Annotated in this window: 21 protein-coding genes, 1 pseudogene and 1 riboswitch; of the genes and pseudogenes, 7 read left to right on the top strand and 15 right to left on the bottom strand. The window is 72.5% G+C overall.

Annotation, left to right across the window (positions count from 1 at the left end; genetic code table 11):
- Positions 1-6: 6 nt before the first annotated feature.
- From IH09_RS04810 to IH09_RS04800, 3 genes are all read right to left on the bottom strand, one after another.
- Complete coding sequence (locus tag IH09_RS04810; protein WP_052854327.1) at positions 7-507, bottom strand: nuclear transport factor 2 family protein; 501 nt, start codon at positions 505-507, stop codon at positions 7-9.
- A 60-nt stretch (positions 508-567) separates the two neighbouring features.
- Entirely contained in the window at positions 568-2,460 is a 1,893-nt protein-coding gene (locus IH09_RS04805; protein WP_052854325.1) for an ABC transporter ATP-binding protein, read from the bottom strand.
- Positions 2,461-2,639: 179 nt separating this feature from the next.
- Positions 2,640-3,188, bottom strand: coding sequence for a GNAT family N-acetyltransferase (locus IH09_RS04800; RefSeq protein ID WP_052854323.1), 549 nt, complete (start codon positions 3,186-3,188; stop codon positions 2,640-2,642).
- Between the two features lie 165 nt (positions 3,189-3,353).
- Between IH09_RS04800 and IH09_RS04795 the strand changes: the two genes are divergently transcribed.
- A complete protein-coding gene (locus IH09_RS04795) occupies positions 3,354-4,661 on the top strand; it encodes an SLC13 family permease (RefSeq protein WP_052854322.1) in 1,308 nt (435 codons plus the stop codon).
- Between the two features lie 20 nt (positions 4,662-4,681).
- Here IH09_RS04795 and IH09_RS04790 read toward each other — a convergent pair whose 3' ends face one another.
- The 9 genes and pseudogenes from IH09_RS04790 to IH09_RS04755 form a co-directional block, all read right to left on the bottom strand.
- A complete protein-coding gene (locus IH09_RS04790; protein ID WP_110952066.1) occupies positions 4,682-6,400 on the bottom strand; it encodes a GAF domain-containing protein in 1,719 nt (572 codons plus the stop codon).
- Between the two features lie 258 nt (positions 6,401-6,658).
- On the bottom strand, positions 6,659-6,784 hold the full coding sequence (locus tag IH09_RS39630; RefSeq protein WP_275126321.1) for a hypothetical protein: 126 nt from the start codon (positions 6,782-6,784) through the stop codon (positions 6,659-6,661).
- 171 nt (positions 6,785-6,955) lie between these two features.
- Complete coding sequence (locus IH09_RS04785) at positions 6,956-7,312, bottom strand: ASCH domain-containing protein (RefSeq protein WP_052854320.1); 357 nt, start codon at positions 7,310-7,312, stop codon at positions 6,956-6,958.
- Positions 7,313-7,454: 142 nt separating this feature from the next.
- Positions 7,455-7,688 (bottom strand): cold-shock protein, encoded by a 234-nt coding sequence (locus IH09_RS04780; RefSeq protein WP_052854318.1) that lies wholly within the window; start codon positions 7,686-7,688, stop codon positions 7,455-7,457.
- 366 nt (positions 7,689-8,054) lie between these two features.
- Positions 8,055-8,413 (bottom strand): annotated as a pseudogene (locus IH09_RS04775) (glutathione peroxidase); the annotation flags it as partial.
- A gap of 127 nt (positions 8,414-8,540) precedes the next feature.
- Positions 8,541-9,887, bottom strand: a complete 1,347-nt coding sequence (locus IH09_RS04770) for an SGNH/GDSL hydrolase family protein (protein WP_052854317.1) — start codon at positions 9,885-9,887, stop codon at positions 8,541-8,543.
- A complete protein-coding gene (locus IH09_RS04765; protein WP_110952065.1) occupies positions 9,884-11,380 on the bottom strand; it encodes an alpha-L-fucosidase in 1,497 nt (498 codons plus the stop codon). The genes IH09_RS04770 and IH09_RS04765 overlap by 4 nt, the downstream gene beginning before the upstream one ends.
- An 81-nt stretch (positions 11,381-11,461) precedes the next feature.
- Positions 11,462-13,255, bottom strand: a complete 1,794-nt coding sequence (locus IH09_RS04760; protein WP_240150910.1) for a hypothetical protein — start codon at positions 13,253-13,255, stop codon at positions 11,462-11,464.
- 622 nt (positions 13,256-13,877) lie between these two features.
- Positions 13,878-14,252, bottom strand: a complete 375-nt coding sequence (locus tag IH09_RS04755; protein ID WP_052854315.1) for a VOC family protein — start codon at positions 14,250-14,252, stop codon at positions 13,878-13,880.
- Between the two features lie 934 nt (positions 14,253-15,186).
- Here IH09_RS04755 and IH09_RS04750 point away from each other — a divergent pair.
- From IH09_RS04750 to IH09_RS04730, 5 genes are all read left to right on the top strand, one after another.
- Entirely contained in the window at positions 15,187-15,429 is a 243-nt protein-coding gene (locus tag IH09_RS04750; RefSeq protein ID WP_052854313.1) for a hypothetical protein, read from the top strand.
- Positions 15,426-15,788 (top strand): ArsR/SmtB family transcription factor, encoded by a 363-nt coding sequence (locus IH09_RS04745; RefSeq protein WP_052854311.1) that lies wholly within the window; start codon positions 15,426-15,428, stop codon positions 15,786-15,788. Before IH09_RS04750 ends, IH09_RS04745 begins: the two co-directional genes overlap by 4 nt.
- Positions 15,789-15,889: 101 nt before the next feature.
- Positions 15,890-16,285, top strand: coding sequence for a hypothetical protein (locus IH09_RS04740; RefSeq protein WP_052854309.1), 396 nt, complete (start codon positions 15,890-15,892; stop codon positions 16,283-16,285).
- Positions 16,286-16,707: 422 nt separating this feature from the next.
- The gene (locus tag IH09_RS04735; RefSeq protein ID WP_052854307.1) at positions 16,708-17,352 is read left to right on the top strand and encodes a histidine phosphatase family protein; all 645 of its coding nucleotides are present in this window, start codon (positions 16,708-16,710) and stop codon (positions 17,350-17,352) included.
- Between the two features lie 62 nt (positions 17,353-17,414).
- Positions 17,415-17,858 carry an SPW repeat protein gene (locus IH09_RS04730; protein WP_052854305.1) on the top strand — a complete coding sequence of 148 codons (444 nt, stop codon included), beginning with the start codon at positions 17,415-17,417 and terminating at the stop codon, positions 17,856-17,858.
- Positions 17,859-18,013: 155 nt separating this feature from the next.
- Here IH09_RS04730 and IH09_RS04725 read toward each other — a convergent pair whose 3' ends face one another.
- The 3 genes from IH09_RS04725 to IH09_RS38795 form a co-directional block, all read right to left on the bottom strand.
- A complete protein-coding gene (locus IH09_RS04725; protein ID WP_052854303.1) occupies positions 18,014-19,249 on the bottom strand; it encodes a cation:proton antiporter in 1,236 nt (411 codons plus the stop codon).
- Between the two features lie 6 nt (positions 19,250-19,255).
- Positions 19,256-19,741: a cation:proton antiporter regulatory subunit gene (locus IH09_RS04720; RefSeq protein WP_052854301.1), complete on the bottom strand. Its 486-nt coding sequence runs from the start codon at positions 19,739-19,741 to the stop codon at positions 19,256-19,258.
- Positions 19,742-19,904: 163 nt separating this feature from the next.
- Positions 19,905-20,078, bottom strand: a complete 174-nt coding sequence (locus IH09_RS38795) for a hypothetical protein (RefSeq protein ID WP_190233204.1) — start codon at positions 20,076-20,078, stop codon at positions 19,905-19,907.
- Between the two features lie 551 nt (positions 20,079-20,629).
- Between IH09_RS38795 and IH09_RS04715 the strand changes: the two genes are divergently transcribed.
- Entirely contained in the window at positions 20,630-21,631 is a 1,002-nt protein-coding gene (locus tag IH09_RS04715; protein ID WP_397846839.1) for a methyltransferase, read from the top strand.
- 104 nt (positions 21,632-21,735) lie between these two features.
- Positions 21,736-21,909: riboswitch (M-box (ykoK) riboswitch) on the top strand.
- Positions 21,910-21,981 lie beyond the last annotated feature (72 nt).

Here is a 21,981-nt window from a genome sequence, read left to right as displayed (position 1 = left end):
GGCCGGTCACCCGGCGGCGGGCGGCATCTGCCGCCACTTCTCCTGGACGACCACCCCGGTCAGCCGCCAGCCCTCCGGGGTGCGGCGGGCGGCGAAGTCGTAGCGCCCGGCGAAGGTGAAGTGCGGACCGGCGGGGCCGGCGGGGTCGGCGGGCTCATCACCGGGTCCCGCCGCCGGACCGGCCGGCCGCATCGGGTTGAGGTAGTCGGCCCGGACGGTGGCCGTGTCGCCGGGCGCGCCGTCGTGCGAGACGACGCGGATGCGGCGGTTGACGATCAGATGCTGGCGGACGGCGAACCGCCCCAGTGTGGTGCGCAGCCAGGCCGAGATCTCCCCGGCGCCGCCCTCGATGCCGCCCGCGGAGCGGTAGTCGGCGCGGCCGTCGCCGGTGAACAGGGCCCGGTAGCCCGGCCAGTCGCCGTCGTCCACGGCGATGGCGTAGTCGGTGATCAGATCGTCGATCGCGAGGCGGTCCATGACAGTCGTGTGTTCCGCGCGCTGCGTCATCACCTCAGTTTTCGGCATGCGCGGGTCCCCGCCAAGGGGCGGGGACCCGCGGGCGCGGGATCAGTGCGCCGGCACCGTCGCGCCCGCTCCGTCCGCCGGGGCGAACTGCGTGCGGTACAGCTCCGCGTACCGCCCCCCGGCCGTCAGCAGCGACTCGTGCGTGCCGCGCTCCACGATCCGGCCGGCCTCGACGACGAGGATCAGATCGGCGGCCCGTACGGTCGACAGCCGGTGGGCGATCACCAACGAGGTCCTGCCCTCCAGCGCCTCGGTGAGCGCCTCCTGCACCGCCGCCTCCGAGGTGTTGTCCAGGTGGGCGGTGGCCTCGTCCAGGATCACCACCCGGGGGTGCGCCAGCAGCAGCCGGGCGATGGTCAGCCGCTGCCGTTCGCCGCCGGACAGGCGGTAGCCGCGCTCGCCGACGACGGTCTCCAGGCCGTCGGGGAGCGAGTCGACCAGCTCCGCCAGCCGGGCGCGGCCCAGCGCGTCCCACAGTTCCTGGTCGTCCGCCTCCGGCTTGGCCAGCAGCAGGTTCTCGCGGATCGAGTCGTGGAAGAGGTGCCCGTCCTGGGTGACCATGCCCAGGGTGTCGCGGAGCGAGGCGGCGGTCAGCTCGCGGACGTCCGTCCCGGCCAGCCGGACCGCTCCGGAGTCCGTGTCGTACAGCCGCGGCAGCAACTGCGCGATGGTCGACTTGCCGGCGCCCGAGGAGCCCACCAGGGCGACCATCTGGCCTGGTTTCACGTGGAACGAGATGTCGTGCAGCACCTCGGCGCCGCCCCGGGTGTCGAGGGTGGCGACCTCCTCCAGGGAGGCGAGGGAGACCTTGTCGGCGGACGGGTAGCCGAAGTGTACGGAGTCGAACTCGACCGACACCGGGCCGTCGGGCACCGCACGGGCGTCCGGCTTCTCGGCGATCAGCGGCTTGAGATCCAGCACCTCGAAGACCCGCTCGAAGCTGACCAGTGCGCTCATCACCTCGATATGCGCGCCGGACAGGGCGGTCAGCGGGGCGTAGAGCCGGGTGAGCAGCAGGGCGAGCGAGACGATCGAGCCCGCGTCGAGCGATCCGCGCAGCGCCAGGAAGCCGCCCAGCCCGTAGACCACGGCCAGCGCCAGGGCGGAGACCAGGGTGAGCGCGGTGACGAAGTACGTCTGCACCATCGCCGAGCGGACCCCGATGTCGCGCACCCGCCGGGCGCGGGCGGCGAACTCGGCGGACTCGCGGGCCGGGCGGCCCATCAGCTTGACGAGGGTGGCGCCCGGCGCGGAGAACCGTTCGGTCATCTGCGTGCCCATCGCGGCGTTGTGGTCGGCGCCCTCGCGCCGCAGCGCCGCCAGCCGCCGGCCGACCCGGCGGGCGGGCAGGACGAACACCGGCAGCAGTACCAGCGCGATCAGGGTGATCTGCCAGGACAGGCTGAGCATCACCACGAGGGTGAGCAGCAGCGTCACGATATTGCTGACGACCCCGGACAGGGTGTCGCTGAACGCCCGCTGGGCGCCGATCACATCGTTGTTGAGACGGCTGACCAGGGCGCCGGTGCGGGTCCGGGTGAAGAACGCGACGGGCATCCGCTGCACATGGTCGTAGACGGTGGTGCGCAGGTCCAGGATCAGGCCCTCGCCGATGCTCGCCGACAGCCAGCGGGTCAGCAGGCCCAGACCGGCCTCCGCGACCGCGATGACGGCGATCAGCCCGGACAGACCCAGGACGAGGCCGGCCGAGTCGCGGTGCACGATCGCGTCGACCACCCGGCCCGCGAGCAGCGGGGTCGCCACCGCGAGCATCGCGGTCACCGTGCTCAGGGCCAGGAAGCAGAGCAGCTGACGGCGGTGCGGGCGGGCGAAGGCCGCGATCCGGCGCAGCGTCCGGCGGGAGAACGGCCGCCGGTCCTGCTGCGCGGTCAGCGAGCTGTGCAGCGAGTGCCAGGCGGTGACTTCCATGTCCATCGTGCTCTCCAGGGCGTCGTGGGCGGGGGCCGCCGTGGCTGCCCGGCGACCTGACAGGAACCTATGACCTCAACCAATATTGAGGTCAAGGGAATGCCCTCGGCTCACCCACCCGGGTAAGGCCGTACCGCCCGCCGGCCCGTACACCCGCCGCCCGCGGACGCCGTCAAAGACTGCCGTCAGCGGCCGTCCCGGTGTGTCGGGCGGGGGCGGCCGGTCCGGGCGAAGTGCCGCAGCGAGATGCCGCCGCCCGCCGCCGGCGTGCCGGTGCCCGGCCGGACGAACAGGGTGACGGTGACGCCCTCGGTGAAACCATTGCGGCGCATCAGCGTCGCCGACGCGGTGTTGCTCGCCTCGACATCGGTGACCACCGACGACGCGCCCGCCTCGGTCAGCACGGTGCAGCACTCCTGCACCAGCCGGCCGGCCACCCCGCGCCCCTGGAACGCTGGATCGACCGCGATCCACTCCAGGTACCCCCAGTCCTCCCGCTGCTCGAAGGTCATCGACCCGAGGACGAACCCGGCCAGCCGGTCGCCCGCCATGGCGACCCGGCACGCGGAGACGGAGGCGTCCAGATGTGTGGCGACGGCGGTCAGCGACCAGCCGGTGTACGGCTTGGCGTCGGTGTCGTAGACCCGGGAGCCCAGTTCGAGGACGGCCGGCAGATGGTGGTTCTCCAGGGTGTGCAGGGTGATGTCGGGGGTGTTCGCTGCCGGTGCGGACATGGCCGGTCGCATTCCTCACTGCCGGTTCTTCGGGCACTCGGGCTGCTGCGCGCAGGTACGGCGCTTCACTCGATGTGCTCCATAGATGTGCTCCACAAAAGGGACAAAAGAAGCCTAAGGGGGTCGATGTCATGGTGCGCGGTCAGGCCGGTAGTTTTTTCGGCTGTGAGCCGTTCCGTCGCCGAGATCCTCTCCCTCCTGCTGCTGCTGGGTGTGCTGGCCTTCGCCGTACGGCGGCCGCGCGGCGCGCCAGAGGCGGTGGCGGCGGTCCCCGCGGCGGCGGTCCTCGTCCTGACCGGCGCGGTGGCACCGGCCGCCGCGTGGTCCCAGGTGCACCGCCTGCTGCCGGTCGTCGGCTTTCTCGCCGCGGTGCTGGCGCTGGCGCATCTCTGCGCGCGCGAGGGCCTGTTCGAGGCGGCGGGCGCGGCGCTGGCCAGAGTGTGCACCGGCCGGCCGGACCGCCTGCTCGCGGGGGTGTTCGCGCTCGCGGCGGCGGTGACCGCGGTGCTCAGCCTGGACGCGACGGTGGTGCTGCTGACCCCCGTGATCCTGGCCACCGCGGCGCGCGCGGGCGCCCCCGCCCGGCCGCATCTGTACGCCTGCGCCCACCTGGCGAACTCCGCCTCCCTGCTGCTGCCGGTCTCCAACCTCACCAACCTGCTGGCGCTGAGCGCCGCCGGACTCTCCTTCACCCGGTTCGCGGCGCTGATGGCGCTGCCCTGGGCGCTCGCGGTCGCCGTCGAGTACCTCGTCTTCCGCCGCTTCTTCGCCCGCGACCTCATACCGGATCCCGGCACACCGGAGGGGACGGGGGAGCGAATACGGGAGGGCGGCACGGCACCGGCACCGGACGCCCCGCCGCCCGCGCCCCCGCTCCCGGTGTTCGCGCTCGTGGTCCTCGCCCTCACCCTCGCCGGGTTCGTGGTGACCTCCTTCGCCGGGGTGAACCCGGCATGGGCCGCGCTGGGCGGTGCCCTCGTCCTCGCGGCCCGCGCGCTGCGCCGCAAGGAGACCACCCCGGCACAGCTCGTCTCGGCGGCGAACCCGCTGTTCTGCGTCTTCGTACCGGCCCTGGGCATCGTGGTCGAAGCCGTCGTCGACAACGGCGTGGGCGACGCCGTGGCCCGCTTCCTCCCCGCCGGCCCGTCGCTGCCCGCCCTGCTCGCACTCGCCGCGTGCGCCGCGCTCCTCGCGAACCTGATCAACAACCTGCCCGCGGTCCTCGCGCTGCTGCCCGTGGCGGCGCAGTCCGGCGCGGGCCCGGTCCTCGCGGTGCTGATCGGGGTGAACATCGGCCCGAACCTCAGCTACGTCGGCTCACTGGCCACGCTCCTGTGGCGGCGCATCCTGCACGACCATGGCAGCGCCCCCGACCTGCCGTCCTTCACCCGCCTCGGCCTGCTGACCGTGCCGGCGACGCTGGTGCTCGCCACGACCGGCCTCTGGGCGGGGCTGCACCTCATCGGTACGTGACGGGCGGGCCCGCCCCACGGCTACAGGGGCCGTTCCCAGACCAGGTGCGCCTCGGGCGTGCCCGGCATCCCGGGTCCCTCGGCGGCCGCCGCGCCGCCGGGTTCCGCCCCGGCCGCCGCGCACGACACCGTCAGCCGGACGCCCGCCCGGCCGTCGGGCAGGGTGGCGGTGGCGTCCACGAGGACCTCGACCCGGGTCCGGGCCGCCGGCGCCGCCGCGGCCAGGTCCGCCAGTGCCTCGCCCAGCGCCGCCACCAGCTCGTGGCCGCTTGCCTCGCCCACCCGCGCGTCCACCGGGCCCACGAACTGCACCGACGGGCGGGTACCGAGCGCCGGGGTCGCCGCGCCCACCTGCTGGAGAACGCGGGTACGGAGTCCGGGCGGCGCCTCCGAGGGCCCCTGCTGAAGCGCGATGATCGCCGTCCTGATCTCCTGGATCGTCGCGTCCAGCTCGTCCACCGCTCGGTCGACGCCCTCCCGGACCTCCGGCGTCACGGCCCTGCGCGCCGTGCTCTCCAGCATCATCCCGGTCGCGAAGAGCCGCTGGATGACCAGATCGTGCAGATCGCAGGCGATCCGGTCACGGTCCTCGAAGACCGCCAGCCGTTCGCGGTCGCGATGGGTGTCGGCGAGCACCAGCGCCAGTGCGGCCTGGGACGCGAACTGCGTCGCCAGGGTCCGCTCGGAATGGCTGAAGCGCCGGTCGCCGGAGAGTCGGCAGAGCGCCAGGGCGCCCAGTACCCGCCCATTGCTGCGCAGCGGGAGCAGCATCGCCGGGCCGTAGTAGCGGGCGATCGGGGAGATCGAGCGCGGGTCCGCGGCGAAGTCGTCGGAGAAGGCGGTGAGCCCCGCGCGTATCTGCTGCACCACGGGGCTCTGCGCCGGGATCGTGCCGTGGTGCGCCTCGTCACGGACGGTTTCGGGCAGCTCGGTGGAGATCGCCACGATCTCCATACCGCCCTCGGCGTGCGGCAGCAGCACCGCGCCGGTCGCCGCCTCGGCCAGCTCCCGGCCCTTCTCCGCCACGACCGTCAGCGCGTTCTCGGTCGTCGAACAGGTCTCCGGGCCGGCCAGCAGCGCCGTGGTGACGGACGCGGCGCCGTCGATCCAGCGCCGCCGCTGCCGGGCGGCGGAGTGCATCCGGGCATTGCCCATGGCGATACCGGCCTCGGTGGCCAGCACCCGCACCAGATGGAGGTCCTCGGCGCTGAACTCGCCGGTCGGCTTCTCCGCGAGGTAGAGGTTCCCGAAGATCTCGCCCTGCACCTGAATGGGCACGCCGAGGAAGGACCGGATGGGCGGATGCCCCTTGGGCAGCCGGCCGGAGGTCCGCGGATCGTCCCGCACATCGGCGATCCGGACCGCGTCCGCGCCGTGCAGCAGGGCGCCGAGGATGCCGCTGTGACCGTCCGGGATGCGCCCGATCAGCTCCTTGTCCGCGGCGGACACGCCGTAGCTGATCAGGTCGGCGAGCCCGTCGCCGTCCTCGTTGAGGACACCGACGGCGGCGTACCGCGCACCGGTGAGGGAGGCGGCGGTCTCCGTGATGCGGTCCAGCACACCCCGCAGGTTCAGATCGGAGCCGACCGCGACCATCGCCTCCAGGAGCTGCGGAAGCCGGGAGATCGGGCCGCCGGCCAGATCGCGCAGACTCTGCGCGGTCCGTTCCGCCAGCTCGGCGGTGGCGTCGGGGTGCCCGTGCGGGACGGTGGAATCGGGGGCGTAGGGGGGCTGCGGCATCGGTCCCGCTTCTCCTCGGCGGCGACGTGGCCACGACCATTCGGGTCGCGGCCACATTCGCCGTGCGGTTTCAGGGCGCACCTCACGCTTTCGGGTGGTTTGGACAGTCTAGTTCGCCTGTAAGAGTGACGTTCGGGCCGCTGGGACTGCTGGGACTGCGGTGTCGCCGACGCGGTGCCGGGCGGCGGCTCGGCTGTACGGCCGGTCCCCGTCCCCTGGGGCACGGACCGGCCACCCGGTGGTGCCTCCCGCTGGCGGTCAGGCCGGGAGAGCCGCCTTGATGGCCTCGACCAGCTCATTGCCCCCGGGATCGGCGCGCGGCCGGATGCGGCCCACGATCTCGCCTCGGGGGCCGACGAGGACCTTCTCGGATTTCCTCTCCAATGAACTCACCCCCCGTGACCTGGGCTGACCTGGCCAGGCCACGGAGCCGTAGTGCCCTACGGGTAGTCGGCACGGCGCCCCCGGCCAACGCCGGGGGCGCTCTGCGCTGCGGGAGCCGCGACGCCCCCGCGGGGGAGCACGAGCGGCGCGTTAGCCAGGGAGTCGCGGTACTCAGGGAGTAAGCAGCTCGATCTTGATCGCGAGGGTGCCGAGCGCTTCTTTTCCGGGCGGGTAGATGGTGCGGATGTTGGCGAGCTGTTCCTCACGGGTCACCGTCGGGTCGACGTTCGCCGCTCCCTCGCCGTCGAGCAGAGCCTCGAAGTCGGGGTACTCCGTGATCTTCTTCACGAGTACGTCGCATGTCTCGTCGGTGCCCTTGATCCGGAAGCGGATCACGTCGCCCGCGGCGAGGTCGGCGAGGTACAGGTACTTCACCCGTACCTCGGTGGTCTTCTTTCCGGTGGACACCAGGTCGAAGTACCGGCGGTAGAGGTTCAGCTCGCGGATGCGGGCGGCGGATTCCGTCATGGTGCGGGAACGCTCCTGGTTGCCGGCGCGGTCAACATGCGGCCGAGTTCACCGGCCGGTTACGAGTGGAAGAAGTGCCGGGTGTCGGAGAGTACGGCCACGGTCATGTCGAGCGGTCGGTCGACGAACCCGGATGTGCGGGTTACTCGTGGTGGGCGGCTCCCGGGGAGTGCCTGACGATGGTCAGGTGTTCCGCGTGCCAGCCGTTTTCGTCTTCCACGGGCACGTAGGTCACCCGCAAGCCCTCGACGACGAAGGTTCCGTGCTCGATGGACCGGCGGTCCACCCGCACTTCGAGGTCGTCGTCCCCGTCGATGTACCCGACGCCCCGGGCTTGGTTGTACCACCGGACTACGCCACTGACCCTGTCAGCCATTTGATTGCCTCCAACTCGGGTGTCCGGACACGCCATTGACTGTCAGTCGGAGTCATTCCCGCCCCGACGTGGTGCGTACGCCGGGCAGGTGTATTAACTCCGCTACAGTCCCCGATCATGCTGAGAAGGCTTCGGTGAGGCGGGCTCGGCCGGTGGCGACATGGGTGGGGCGCGGTTCGCTTCCCAGAGCCGGCAGCCTGCCGGCACGGTCCGCGTCCCGGTGTTGTACGTGTCGGCGGCCGCATCGAACACCTCAAGTTCCGAGGGCATGCACGGCACGGTCGAGGACGGTCGCGGTTGGTGGGCCGCCGGTGTAGCGGATGTCTTACGCGACCTCGCCGAGAACGTCGAAGCTCCCCTGCGCATCCCCGGACGCCCCGCCGCGTCCTCGGCGGCGGCCTGCTCCGCGTACCGCGGGTGCCGCTCCACGTCATTGACATCGGTCTTCTCGAACAACGGGAAGCCGACACCGTACGTCGTGGCGCAGGACGCGGCGATCTCCTCGGCGGTGCCGGGCTCCTGGCCCGCGAACTGGTGGCTGGGGAAGCCGAGCACGCTGCAGCCGCGGTCCGCGTGGCGCTCCTGTAGCCGCTCCAGCCCGGAGTGCTGCGGGGCGGCCCGCACTTGGCCGCCACGTTTACCACCGGTAGGGCCCGGCCGCGGTAGTCGGCGAGCGATGCGGGCTCACCGGTCAGGGTGCGTGGCGGGATGTCGTACAGGCTCACGGTCATGCTCCTCGGAACGGGGTGCGGACAGAGACCGACAGCACCGGTTCCCACAGCGGCGCCGGCCCCGGTCTTCCCCGGTGCGCGGACCGGCCCGGCAAGGAGCCGGAGCATGCCGGGGGACCGCTCAGCCCGCCACCGGCGGACGGCTCAGCGCCGGCAGATCCACCGTCTGTGCCATCGTCCGCATACCGGCGATATTCGGGTGCACGCCGTCACCGCTGTCGTAGCCGGGCAGCAGGCGCTGTGGTGCGGCCGGGTCGCGTAGTGCCGCGTCGAAGTCGATGACGCCGTCGAAGGCGTGCCCGGTGCGGATCCACCGGTTGACCGTGACCCGGATGCGTTCGGCGGCGGGGGTGAGTTTGGTGTTCGGGGTGATGGTGCCGGCGTGCAGCGCGATCCACGCGGCGTGCGCCCGGTCCGCCAACGAGGCTAGTCCCGCGATCAGTTCACCGGAGGTCAGCGCGGAGCCGGGATGCACGCCGCTGTCCGACCCCAGATCGTTGGTGCCCAGCAGCACGATCGCGGCCGATACGGCGGGACGGTCGAGCACATCGCGGGCGAAGCGGGCCTCGGCGTTGACCCCGAGGTTGATCCGGCCCTCGACCGCGGTCCCGGCGTCGCTCAGCAGCCGGTTGCCGCCGATCCCGGCATTGACGACGGAGAGCCCCCGGCCGGGCCGCGCGCCGTCGGCCAGCCGCCGGGCGAGTATGTCGGGCCAGCGGAGGTTGACTTCGTCGGGGATGGCGCCGCCCTCGGTGATGGAGTCGCCGAAGGCCACGACCGTGTGCGCCGCGACGGTGGAGGACACGTCCACCCCGTGGAGGAAGAACCAGGACGTGGCCTCTTCGGGGAAGGCCGTGCCGTCCTCGTCCCCGGTGTGGTCGCCCGGTGTGGAGAGGTAGTTGGTCTGCTTGGCCCAGCCGTGCCAGGTGGTGGGGCCGGTCGGCGTCGGCAGATGGACGCTCACCACCAGATCGCGGTCCGCGGCGACGCGCAGCGGTACGGGATCGCTGACCGCCTCCGCGCCCACCGGGACGGCTGCCGAGCGTAGCCCGCCGAAGGTCACCGCGCGCCGGGTCCCGGGCACGGTGGCCGCGCCCGCGGACCGCCGGGCGACGGTCACCGCGCCCAGGTCCAGCGGACGGGTGCCGTACGCGTTGGACAGGCGCAGCCGGATCCGGTCGCCGCCGGCCGCGAGATGGACGACCATCCGGACGGTCCGGTCGGCGAAGCCGGTGGCGGACAGGCCGCTGCTGCCGGGCGGGGTCAGGGCGGTGGCCCAGCCGCCCACCCAGTGGTGCGGCGGGCGCGCGGCGGCCGGGACGGCACCGGACGGTACCGCCGCCCGCCCCGGGACCGCCGGCCGTGGTGCCGCGGTCGCCCCCGGCAGCGGAAGCACCGTCAGGACCAGTGCCAGCACCGGCAGCAGCACGCGGGCGGCCGAACGGCGCAGCCCGCCCTGCCGCCTCATCGGTCCGCTCCCCGTACGGCGTGCAGGACGACCGGGAACTCCGGGCCCCCGGGGCCGGGCGGGCCGCCGGTGGGCAGCGTGATCTCGCAGCCGTCCGCCGTACGGCGCCAGTCGAGCGGTCCGCCGGGATGGCCCAGCAGCCGGATCCGGTCGCCGTCGCGCAGCGGCAGATCGGCAGGGAGCGAGAGGCGGCCGGACGGCCGGCTGAGCGGAATGATGTGGAACGCGCCGTCCTCGCCCACCGTGTACCGCACGGCACCGTCCTCGGCCCGGTGCCACGGCCTCGATCCGTACACGGCGCGGCCGTTGACCGCCAGCCAGGCCCCGATCGCCAGCAGCCGCTCGCGCTGCCAGCCGGGGATGGTGCCGTCCGGGCGGGGGCCGATGTTGAGCAGCAGATTGCCGTTCTTCGCCACGATGTCGACCAGCAGCCGCACCAGTTGCACCGCCGGCTTGATCCGGTACGTGGGATCCATGTAGCCCCAGGACCGGCTCATGGTCAGGCACGCCTCCCAGGGGCCGGTCCGCAGCGGATAGGACGGTTTGTCGCCCTCCACCACGGCGTAGTCGGCGTGCGAGGCGGTGAACCGGTCGTTGACCACCACCTCCTTGGGGTGCGGACGGAGTTCGGCGTGGTTGTAGTAGTGGGCCAGGATCTCGTCACCGCGCCAGTCCCAGCGCGCCGGCCGGAAGATGTGCCCCGCGCCGCCGGCGAAGTCATGGCTGCCCTGGCCGTCGGCCCAGAGCAGGTCCGGGTCGTAGCGGTCGACGAGGGTACGCAGATGGACGTGCGCGTACTGCCGGACGTAGTCGTCGACCGGCCGGTAGCCGGTGTACGGGACGGGCTCGTGGGTGTACGGGTTGACCGGCGGCGTCCCCAGCGCGGGGTGGTAGAACTCGCCGAGCGAGTAGTACAGGCCGCGCTTCAGCCGCGTCCCGCGCGCCGCCCGGAAGAGGTCGCCGACCAGATCGCGGTGCGGCCCCAGGGCCACCGAGTGGCGGTCGGAGGCGGTGTTGGGGAAGAGCTGGAAGCCGTCGTGGTGCTTGGCGGTGAGGACGAAGTAGCGGGCGCCGGCCCGTTCGAAGAGCCGGACCCAGGACCGTGGGTCGTAGCGCTCGGCGGTGAAGCGCGGGATGAAGGCGTCATAGGGGAAGCCGGCGCCGTAGACGCGGCGGTGCCGCTCGTACACACCGCCCTTGGCGGAGGCGTTCATCGCGTAGAGGTACCACTCGGAGCTCCAGTCGTCGTCGCCCCAGTGCGGTACGGCGTAGACGCCCCAGTGCAGGAAGATGCCGAATTTGTCGCGCCGGAACCAGGTGGCGGTGCGGTGCCGGGCGAGCGACTCCGGTGTCGGCTCGTAGCGGTGGTGGTGGTCGGCGGCGCCCCGGGGGAGGGGCGCCGCGGTGGCGGGCCGGGGCGGCAGGGCGGCCGCGGCGCCCAGGGACGCGGCACCGGCCAGCAGCGATCTGCGGGCCAGGGAACGGTGATGCACGGTGTGCCTCCTGTCGCGAGGGAGGTGCGGTGCGGGAGGGGAAGTTGTCGACGGGCGGTGCGCGCGGCCGGTGTGGTGGGGTCAGCGCGTGAGCAGCGCCCGGTAGCGGTCGACGGACGGGCCCATACCGTGCTCCGGATCGGCCTCGTAGACGCCGTTCGCGTCCTTCTTGCCGAAGCCGAGCGGCTGATAGAGCGTCGCGCAGGACGGCTCGCGCGCGGCCAGCCGCCGCCAGTCCCGCCAGGCCGCGTCGTACGCCCGCAGATGTGCGGCCATCGCGGCCGTGTCGTAGCCGCCGGAGCGGTCGCCCGCGACGCCGCGCAGCATGACCTGCCAGCCGTGCCGGATGACGGTGTACAGATACTGGCCGTAGCGGGCGGAGACGCGCAGATAGCGGCGGTCGGCGGGGTCGTGGAGCGGGAGGGTGTCGGCGAGCGCGGTGATCTCGCGCCAGATGCGGGCGGCGTGGTCCTTCTCCGCCAGCGCGGCGGACATCAGTCCGCGGTCGAGGATCGTGCCGAAGTCCCCGGTCAGGTCCTTGTCGGAGCCGCCGAGGAACTGGTCCCGGGTCCAGGTGAGCGAGCGCACCGGGACGACCGCGGAGTAGTGGCCGCGCAGTGTGCCGGCCGCGGAGAGCAGCGCCAGGCGCCGGAACCGGCGGGCCGCGGCACCCTGCAGTCCGACGCGCCGGGCGTACGCCGCGAACGCCCCCGTCTCACCGCCCCCGGTGTCCCGCGCCCACCGGGCCATCACCCGCATGTTGAGATCGCACCACAGCTCGTTGGCGAGGTACGGGCCGCGCCAGCCGCCGCCGCGCGACCAGGTCCAGACCCCGGCGAGCAGCGGATTGTCCACGAGATCCGCGAGCCCGCGCGGGCCCGGCCCGGACCCGTACTCCTCGAACCCGTTGATCACTCCGTCCGCGATGTAGTCGGGACAGGCGCCCTTGGCCTCGTATTCGCGTGCGCACTCCACCTCGACGATCTGCCGGTGCCGGCCGATGCCCAGCGTCGGATTGAACGCGACCGTCCGCCAGAAGTCGCTTGCGGTGTGCTTGACGGAGAACAGCAGCCGTTCGTGCGGCGCGATGGCGTCGGTGACGGCACGGTAGAACGCGGGATCGTCCCGGAGCCGGTCGCCGCCGGTCGACCAGGTGCGGTAGAGGAGCCGCTTCCCGGCCCGTACGCAGACCTCCTCCCGCAGCAGGCCGATCAGCAGCTCATGGCTCGAACTCCCCTCGGTGATCGGGTTGTTGCCGGTGTGGAACGGGACGTTCTGGAGGTAGGTCTCACCGGTACGGATCACCAGGCCGTCCAGGCCGGGAAAGCGCGCGAACACCTCGCGCAGCATCAGCCGGTGGATCTGCCGGGTCAGCGGCCGGTGCAGGCTGATGCGGCCCTCGTCGTCCAGGACGCGGTCGCCGTGGAGCTCCACGAGGCGCCGGGGCAGCACGATGATGTCGGTGAAGAAGTACGCGCCGATACCGGCCGCGTGCGCCCGTCGGATGTGCGCGTCGATCCGCTGCGCGGTGTCCTCGACCCAGGCTCGGGCCGCCGATCCGGCCGGGAAGATCCGCTCGTCGAACGAGTCGAAGGTGGCGGCGGTGTGCGGCGGCCGGAACTCGTTGATCACCTGGCCGTCGTATCCGTAGTCAGCCAGCGTCCGTGGATCGTTGTAGCGGGATTCCGTCATGGGTTCGCCGGGGTTGGCCTGCACCATGTCGAACAGATACGGCAGCCGGCGCCCGCCGCCGTGGGCCGGGACCGGGGCGGCGCCGAGCGTCAGCAGCGCTCCGGCCCCGGCGGCGGCGCCGAGGAGCGCGCGGCGGGACGGGGGGAAGGTCCGGGGGGACGGGGACGGGGACGGAGCGGCCATACGACCTCCAGTCGTGCCCGTACGCGCGCCGTACCGGTGCGCGCGCCACCCGGTCGGGCCGCGAGGGCGCGGCGCGCGGACCGGCGCTGCGCGGGGGCCGGTCATGTACGTGTACGGAGTCTGTGTCGCTGAATTCCGACAGTCGCATACTGCACGCGGGAGGCCGGTACGGAAAGCCCTCCGACCGGACAAACGTCGGAGGGGAGCGGGGTCAACTCCGCTTGGTGTGACATCAGTTGGGGGCTGACGTGGTGATTCCTCGGATGATGAGGCGATCCAGCCGCGGGTGGGGAGCGGAGGGCGGGCGATCCGGCCGAGGAGGCGGAGGGCTGAAGGTGCGGCGGGCTGACCCGGGCCGATCTCGCTGTGGAGTGGCTGCACCGCAAGGGCCCCCGGCCGGGCATGGTGCCGCCCTGCCCCCGACGTGGCGTCACCTGCCGTGCTGGCGGTGGCGCCACGCCAGGGGCAGGGCGGGTGTCTCGCGGCGCCGGGCGGGGGCGGATACGGCCCGCCCCCCTCACGCCTCTGCGGGGTTCCTGTCAAGCATCAGCCGTGGCCGGATCCGCCGGTGGCCGGAAACTGGTGACGGACGGTCCGCTCGTGGGCCGTCCGCGCCGCCGGATCAGCCCGCGAGTTCGGCTGCGCTGCGCTCCACGCAGAACTCGTTGCCCTCGATATCGGCCAGCGTGGCCCAACCGGTTCCATCGGCTCTGCGATGGTCCTCGACCAGGGTGGCGCCCAGGGCGAGCACCCGCTCGACCTCCTCGTCCCGGCTCCGGTCCTGCGGCTGTAGATCCAGATGCACCCGGTTCTTCGTGATCTTGGTGTCGGGCACCGTGATGAACAGCAGCGCGCCGCCCTCGGCGGTCACCGTGGCCTCCGGGTCGCCCGGCAGATCGTCCGAGGCCAGAGATCCGCCCAGCACCTCCGCCCAGAAGCTGGCGAGGCGATAGGCGTCGGTGCAGTCGATGGTGGTGTGACGGACCAGTGAAGTCATGGGCATCACTATGGGATGGGTTGCTGAGGCTGTCCATCGGGTTCTCGGGTGCCTGGGTCCCCGGGCGCTTGGGTGCTTTGGTGTCTGGGGTGTCGGTGGGTCGGGCCGCGGGCCGCGGGCATCGGTCTGCCGGTCCGGCTGTGTGGAGGCGGGCGGAGTCGGCCGGAGCCGGTCGGACGGTGCCGTAGCGGTGGCCGACGAGCATGTTCCGGCCAGGCGGCTCCTTCCGGTGAGCGTCACACGAGGCGCCGCCCGGTGTCCTCGTTCGCGGAGTGCGGCGGCCACCTCGGGCCGGATCCGGCCACCGGGGTAGCCCTCTGCCACCAGGGCGGAGGCGGTCGTCGCGTATCCCGGACTCCGCCGTGATGGCCGTCTTCAGCGGGAGAGGCAGGCGAGCGGGGGTGTAAGAGGGCAAGGGGGAGCGGGGAGGTCGGCCGGGAGCGGACCGTGGGTGGCCGGACCGGGGCGTGGTCCCGATTGCCGAGAGGATTCCGGCCGCGCGCCGAATCGGCAGGCCGTCGAAGCGTCTGCCTGTCCGGCCCGCCGATGGGGACTGTGGTCTCGACGTCCGCTTCCTCCGTCATTTCGGGTGGGGCGTCGGTAGCGCAGGCCGGTGGGGCGCCGTCCGCAAGGGGTGAGGTCGGGGCGGTAGTTGTCGTTGCCGGGAAGCGGCGGTGGTCCGGCGCGGGGTTTGCCCGGGGTTCAGGTGGTAGCGCGGGATCCGGCCATGCTCGTGTTGTCGGTTTTACCTTGGCGCCGGGTGCGTCGGGCCGGTGCAACCCTTCGGCCGTCGTCGTCTACAGTTGCAGAATTCTTCAATTCGATAGTCAGCGCGATGCGACGGACAGCGCGATGCGACAGATCACGCCATCTGACGGTGGCGCGATGCGGCAGACGGCGCGCTGGCCGGTCGGCCTGGTTGCGGAGGACATGCGTGGGCGGATTCGCCGAGTCGGTACGGGAACGGGTGCGGGCGGCGCGAGCCGCCGTCGCGGAGGCGCGGGCGGCGGACGACGCGTACGCGCTGGCCGTGGCGGAGGACGAGCTGGATGACGCGATCCGCGTGGCTCTCGGTGTCGGCGTGGACCCGGATGCGGAGCCGGACGGATCCGGTGTCGCACCGGACGGCGGCACACCGGGCGCCGGTACCGGCCCGGACAGGGGAGGGGCGGCATGAACGGCGCATGGGTGCCGCTCTATCAGGCGAAGGCCGAGTTCTTCCGGATGCTGGGCCATCCGGTCCGTATCCGGGTCCTGGAACTGCTCCAGGACGGGCCGCTGCCGGTGCACAGTCTGCTCACCGCGATCGAGGTGGAGCCGTCCGCGCTCTCCCAGCAGCTGGCCGTACTGCGCCGCTCGGGCATCGTGACCGCCACCCGCAGCGGCTCCACCGTCGTCTACGAGCTGGCCGGGGGCGATGTCGCGGAGCTGATGCGCGCCGCCCGCCGACTGCTGACCCAGGTGCTCACCGGGCAGCACGAACTCCTCGCCGAGCTGCGGGCGGCCGAGGGCGGCGGAGTGGGGGCGGTGTCGTGACGGGCACCTTCCGCAGTCAGGCCGCCGGCCGGCTGTCCTTCACGCACTGCCGGGGCCGGGGCGGGCGTCGGCCGTCCGGCGACGGATCCGGGTGATCGCGGATGACCGGCGCATCGAGACGCAAGGGGCCGCCGCCTTGGCGGGCGGTCCGGTCACGCACCTGTATACGGGCGGCCGCCGGGCCGCGCACCGTACGGTCCGGCAGCGAACACCATCATGGCCGGGGGCCGCTCCGCACCGCCCGCCGGCACCGGCGCACCTGCCCCGAGATCGCCATCCGGCGCCGGACGTCCCCGCGCTGCGGTGTCCGGCGGGCCCGCACCATCGCGATCCGTCTGCGCACGCAGCCCCGGCGGCTGTCCGGTGTCGTGGTGCCGTCGGCGCGGGCGGCGCAACGCAGCCTGTTCCGGAGGGTGTTGCTCTACATCACCGTCACCATCCTCGTTCTCTGCTTCATGGTGCTGGTGGTCTACCTGGGCCGGCACGCGGGCACCTAGCGGTGGCACCGGAGCGGCCGTAGCGGACTCGCGGCGCGGGATTTGCCGCACGGAGCCCGTCCGCCGTGTCAGGGGACGTGCCGACAAGGGGGCATCCCGAGGCATAACCCCCTCCGCTTCCCCTCCCCTCAGTCTTTCCCGGGCGCGAAGACGCCCGTATCCGGCGGAGAACACCGAGCGGACATCAGCGGACATCGGCGGACATCACGGAAGCCATGTGCACTGCGGGTACCACGTCCGTCGTGTGAGCCGCGGGCGCTGCGGTCATCGTCCGTACCGTCAGGGCATACCGCGACCCGCGCACCGACCCGAAGACATGCGGCCCTCGGAGTAGCCGGCGTGGCGCGGCGCGGCGGAACTGTCGACTCCCTTACCCGGGGCGCTGGTTACCGGGTGGTGGGGCAAGAGTGAGGGATGGGTGGATGACAACTCGGGTGATGCTGATCTCGCCGGCCGCCGGTGAGGCCCAGCGCGAGGTGCGCTTCGATGACGACGGACCGCTGACCGCGGCCGGGGCGCGTCGGTGCCGGGCCGCCGCCGGGGCGTTGCCGGCCGCGGACCGGATCGCCGTCTCGCCCTCCGTCCGGTGCCGCCGGACGGCCGAGGAGCTCGGGCTGGTGGCGGCGCCCGCGCCGGAACTGGCCGGCTGCGCGATGGGGCGCTGGCGCGGGCGGACCCTGGCGGAGGTGGCCGCCGCCGAGCCCGAGGCGGTGTCCGCGTGGCTGACCGACCCCGGCTTCGCGGGGCACGGCGGGGAGTCGCTGCGGGAGTTCTGCGGCCGGATCGAGGGCTGGCTGGCGCGGGCGGGCGCCGAGCCGGGGCGGGTGCTCGCCGTCGTCGAACCGGACGTGGTCCGTGCCGCGGCGCTCGCCGCCCTCCGGGTCCCGGCCGATGCCTTCTGGTGGCTGGATGTGCCGCCCCTGACCGTGACCGAGCTGAGTGGCCGGGGCGGGCGCTGGAACCTGGGCCTGGGCCGGACACTGGGCGCGGCCGGGGGCGGTGTCGGGCCCGGGGGAAATTCTCAGACTCCGACATCTACCCATAAAGACGACATAAGCGCAGAATAAAAAGTGCGCGGCCCGATGCCACGCGATGCGGCCCAGGCTTACGGACGAAGGAGGCGAGTCGTATGGCCCACGTCTCACACGGCAGGGGTGATCTCGCAGGTCATCCCGACGTTTCGGAGATGCAAGCGCGATACGAGCGGGTGCTCGGCGGACGTGATGTGGTGCTGGTGGACGGACCGGTGTTCCTCGTCGGCCTGTACTGCGCCGCCTCGCCGTGGATCGTGCACTACACGACCTCACAGCCCGCACTGGTGCTGCACAACGTCATCATCGGTATCGCGATCGCCGTCCTGGCGCTCGGGTTCACCGTCATGCCGGACCGGATGTACGGGCTGAGCGGGGCGATGTGCGCGATCGGCGTCTGGATGATCATCGCGCCGTGGATCGTCGGCACCGGCCCTGACCGGGGCGTTCTGTGGAACAACATCATCATCGGCGCGCTCACGTTCCTGCTGGGCGCGATGTGCGTCGCCGTGGCGTCGCGGAGCCGCCGCGCGACACCATAGGGTGCCGCGCCGAGAGCGCGGTAGCCACCGGCCGCCGGCCCACCCGCCGTCCGTGTACGGCGGGCAGGCCGGCGATTGCGTACGGTGTGCGCGCCGGGGCCCCACGGGGGAGCGCCCGGCCTTCGCTCCGGGCTACCGGGCCGTACGCGCGGCCCTCAGCCGTGCGCGGTCGCCGCGTCCGTCGGCTCCGGGGCCGGTGCCGCGGGGGCGGGAGGCGCGGGGCGGCGGGTGATACGGCGGACCAGCGGGGTGCCGCGGCGGGCCAGTGGCTCGGTCCAGCGGGCGGCCAGCGGGCCGAGGATGACCAGGATGAGGACGTACGCGGTGGCCAGCGGGCCGATCCGGGGCTCCACGCCGACCGCCAGACCCGCGATGACGATGGAGAACTCGCCGCGGGCCACCAGGGTGCCGCCGGTCCGCCAGCGGCCGGCGGTTTTCACCCCGGCCCGGCGGGCCGCGTACCAGCCGGTGGCCACCTTCGTGCAGGCGGTGATCACGGCCAGGATCAGCGCGGGAACGAGCACCGGCGGAATGTCCGCGGGGACGGTGTTGAGGCCGAAGAAGACGAAGAAGACGGCGGCGAACAGATCGCGCATCGGGGCCAGCAGATGGTGCGCGCCCTCGGCGACCTCGCCGGAGAGCGCGATGCCGACCAGGAACGCGCCGACGGCGGCGGAGACCTGGAGCTGCTGGGCGACGCCCGCGACCAGCACGGTCAGTCCGAGGACGACCAGCAGCAGCATCTCGGGGTTGTCGGAGGAGACGGCGCGGCTGATCAGGCGGCCGTGCCGGAGCGCGAGATACAGGACGGCGCCGACGGTACCGAGGGAGATGAGGAGCGTGAGGCTGCCGCCGGCCAGGCTGAGCCCGGCGAGCAGTGCGGTCAGCAGCGGCAGATAGACCGCCATCGCGAGGTCCTCGATGACCAGGATGCCGAGAATGACCGGGGTCTCACGGTTGCCGAGCCGGCCGAGATCGCCGAGGACCTTGGCGATGACGCCGGAGGACGAGATCCAGGTGACGCCGGCCAGCGCCACCGCGGCGACCGGGCCCCACCCCAGGACCAAGGCGGCGACGGCGCCGGGTACGGCGTTCAGCGCGAAGTCGACGAGGCCCGAGGGGTACTGCGTCTTGAGGTTGGTGACGAGCTCGGAGGCGCTGTACTCCAGGCCCAGCAGGAGCAGCAGCAGGATGACGCCGATCTCGGCGCCGGTGGAGACGAATTCCTCACTGGCGTTCAGCGGCAGCAGACCGCCGTGGCCGAAGGCGAGACCGGCGAGCAGGTAGAGGGGTATCGGGGAGAAGCCCACCCGTCCCGCGAGCCGGCCGAGTATGCCCAGGCCGAGGATGATGGCCCCGAGTTCGATGAGCAGTTCGGTGGTGTCGTGCACGGGCTTCTATCCTCCGGTGATCAGAGCGGCGACGGCGTCCACGCCCTCCCGGGTGCCCACGACCACGAGGGTGTCGCCGAGTGCGAAACGGAAGTCCGGGGTGGGCGAGGGGAAGGCGTCGGTACGGCGCAGGACGGCGACGATGGAGGCGCCGGTCCGGGTGCGGGCCTGGGTGGCGCCGAGCGTCCGGCCGGCGAACGGGGAGCGGCTGGTGACCGGGATGTGCTCGGTGACCAGATCGATCTCCAGGTGCTGGCGCAGATGCGCGACGGGATCGGGGACGAGCAGTTTGGACAGCGCGATCGCCTCGTGCGGGGCGAGCGCCGCGGTGTCCTTGCAACTGTCCTCGTCCGCCGGGTCGTGGAAGGCGAGGATGCGCCGGCCGTCCTGGTGGACGACGACCGAGAGATGCCGGCCGCCTTCGGTGGTGAGGTCGTAGCGGGTACCGACCCCGGGGAGAGGGGTCTTGGCGACGTGGGCCGATGGCTCCATGTGACTGCGCTCCATTGCGGGCATTCAGGGACTGCGTACGGGCGGTGCGAGGCGCCCTGGGACGGTGGCCGGGCCGCGCGGGGCGGTGGCCACGGTCAGGAATTGTGCATCACGCGGCGTCGGCGGCCGGGCCGGGTGGCCGCCGCGCACGGTCGATACCACGTCAGCTGACGTGGGCGGCATCGGGAATGCCGCGGTGGGCGCACGGGGCGATACGGCCGCGGGCACCCGCGGCACCATACGGGGGACGGGGTGCGTCGGCGGGGGCGCGCCGGATGCCGGCGGCACGGGCCGTGCCGTACACGGGCGCGGCGACGGCCGCGATGGCTGTGCGCATCTCCGGCCCTCCTCGACCATGACCACGGCTGCGGCGACCGGCCGCCCGGCAGACGGTCCGGGAAACGCCCCCGAAAACGGAAGTGGGTGGTCCCCGCCCAGCACGGTGCGCAGACCACCCGGTATTGCCCGAGAGGTAGTTTAACGCAACAAAAATGGCTGGAATGGGGGTTATGGGTGGTTCGGTGAGGCGGTAGTGCCGCAGGCTGTGGCGCCGTTCGAAGTGGGGGCTCGTGCCTCGTGTCTCACCCTGTGCCGCTCGCCTGCGCCGCCGTCCCGTGCCGTCTCCCTCCGCCATCTCGCCGCGCCGTGTCACCGTGTCGCCCTCAATCGATGGCCGAATAAAGGGTGTTGATCCGAACGGTGTGCGAACTTAGGCTTGCCTAAGTTGAGACGGAGTGGCGGGCGGGCCGCGATATCACCGGAGTTGTGGTGTCGCGCCCCGCCCCGTATCGCCCGCCCCGTCCTGACCGCAACGCCGTCGAGGAGAGAGGTCGCACCATGTCGCAGGAGAAGCCGCAGAAGAGCGGGGCGCCCGCCGACCCCCGGACCATGCTGGCCCACGTGTTGTACGGGGCGATGGCCGGTCAGACAATCGGCGCCGCCGCCCGGCTGCGGATCGCCGACCTGATCGGCGACGGTGAGCGTACGGCGGACGAGCTGGCGGCGGAGTGCGCGGCCCAGCCCCGGGCGATGGCCCGGCTGCTGCGCGCGCTGGCCGGACTGGGGCTGCTCGCCGAGCGCGCCCCGGGGCGCTTCACGGTCACCGAGGCCGGCGCCCTGCTCCGCAGTGACCGGCCGGATTCGGTGTACTCCATGGTCCGGATGTTCACCGACCCGGTCATGCTCCGGGCCTGGGAGCGCCTGGACGACAGTGTGCGCACCGGCGAGACGTCCTTCGACGAGGTCTTCGGCAAGGACTTCTTCGGCCATCTCGCCGAACACCCGGAGCTCTCCGCCGAGTTCAACGCCGCGATGAGCCAGGCCACCAGGGATACCGCGGCGCTGGTGCCGGCGGCCTTCGACTTCGGCCGGTTCACGACCGTGGCCGATATCGGCGGTGGCGACGGCACGCTGCTGGCCGCCGTACTGCGGGCGCATCCGGCGCTGCGCGGCATCGTCTTCGACAGTGCGGAGGGGCTCGCCCAGGCTGGTCCGAAGCTGGCGCGCGAGGGGCTGGACGACCGCTGTTCGCTGGTGACCGGGGACTTCTTCGCCACCGCTCCCGAGGGCGCCGACCTGTATCTCCTCAAGAGCGTCATCCACGACTGGAGCGACGAGCAGTGCGCGGACATCCTCCGGCACTGCCGGGCGGTCATCCCGGACGGCGGCCGGCTGCTGATCGTCGAGCCCGTCCTGCCGCCCGTCGTGGACCCGTCGCAAGCCGGCACCATGTACCTCAGCGACCTGAACATGCTGGTCAACGTCGGGGGCCGGGAGCGCACCCGGGACGACTTCGAGGAGCTCTGCCGCACCGCGGGCTTCGCCGTGCGCACCGTGACGGCGCTCCCGAAGCCCAACCCGTTCTCGCTCATCGAGGCCGAACCGGTCTGAGCCGAGCCGGTGTTGGCTGTCGAGGGGGTGGCGAACGCGCCAAGTCTTCGTCAAATAGTTGCGTCAACGCGCAAGTGTGGGTCTATTCTTCAGACGAATGCAGAAAGGCACCTCGTTCGGTGAGGCTTCTGCACGGACACAGGCCACTGACCCCACGACATCGAGAGACGCCCAGGGTCAGGACAGGTCTCCCCGGCCTAAGGGGTGACCCCAAGTGGCTGCCCTCGACGAGGGATTACGCCGTGCAGTGCCAAAGCTCTGACGAGTTGGGGTGAACCGGCCGTGCGGGCCGGTCCGCTCCTTGCCGAGTCGCTGTGACGCCCAGTGCGTCCCCGGCCGGGAGGAGGCGA

This window comes from Streptomyces celluloflavus (assembly GCA_000720995.1).
In the GTDB taxonomy this organism is placed as follows: domain Bacteria; phylum Actinomycetota; class Actinomycetes; order Streptomycetales; family Streptomycetaceae; genus Streptomyces; species Streptomyces celluloflavus.
This window is presented reverse-complemented; position numbering and strand designations above follow the sequence as displayed.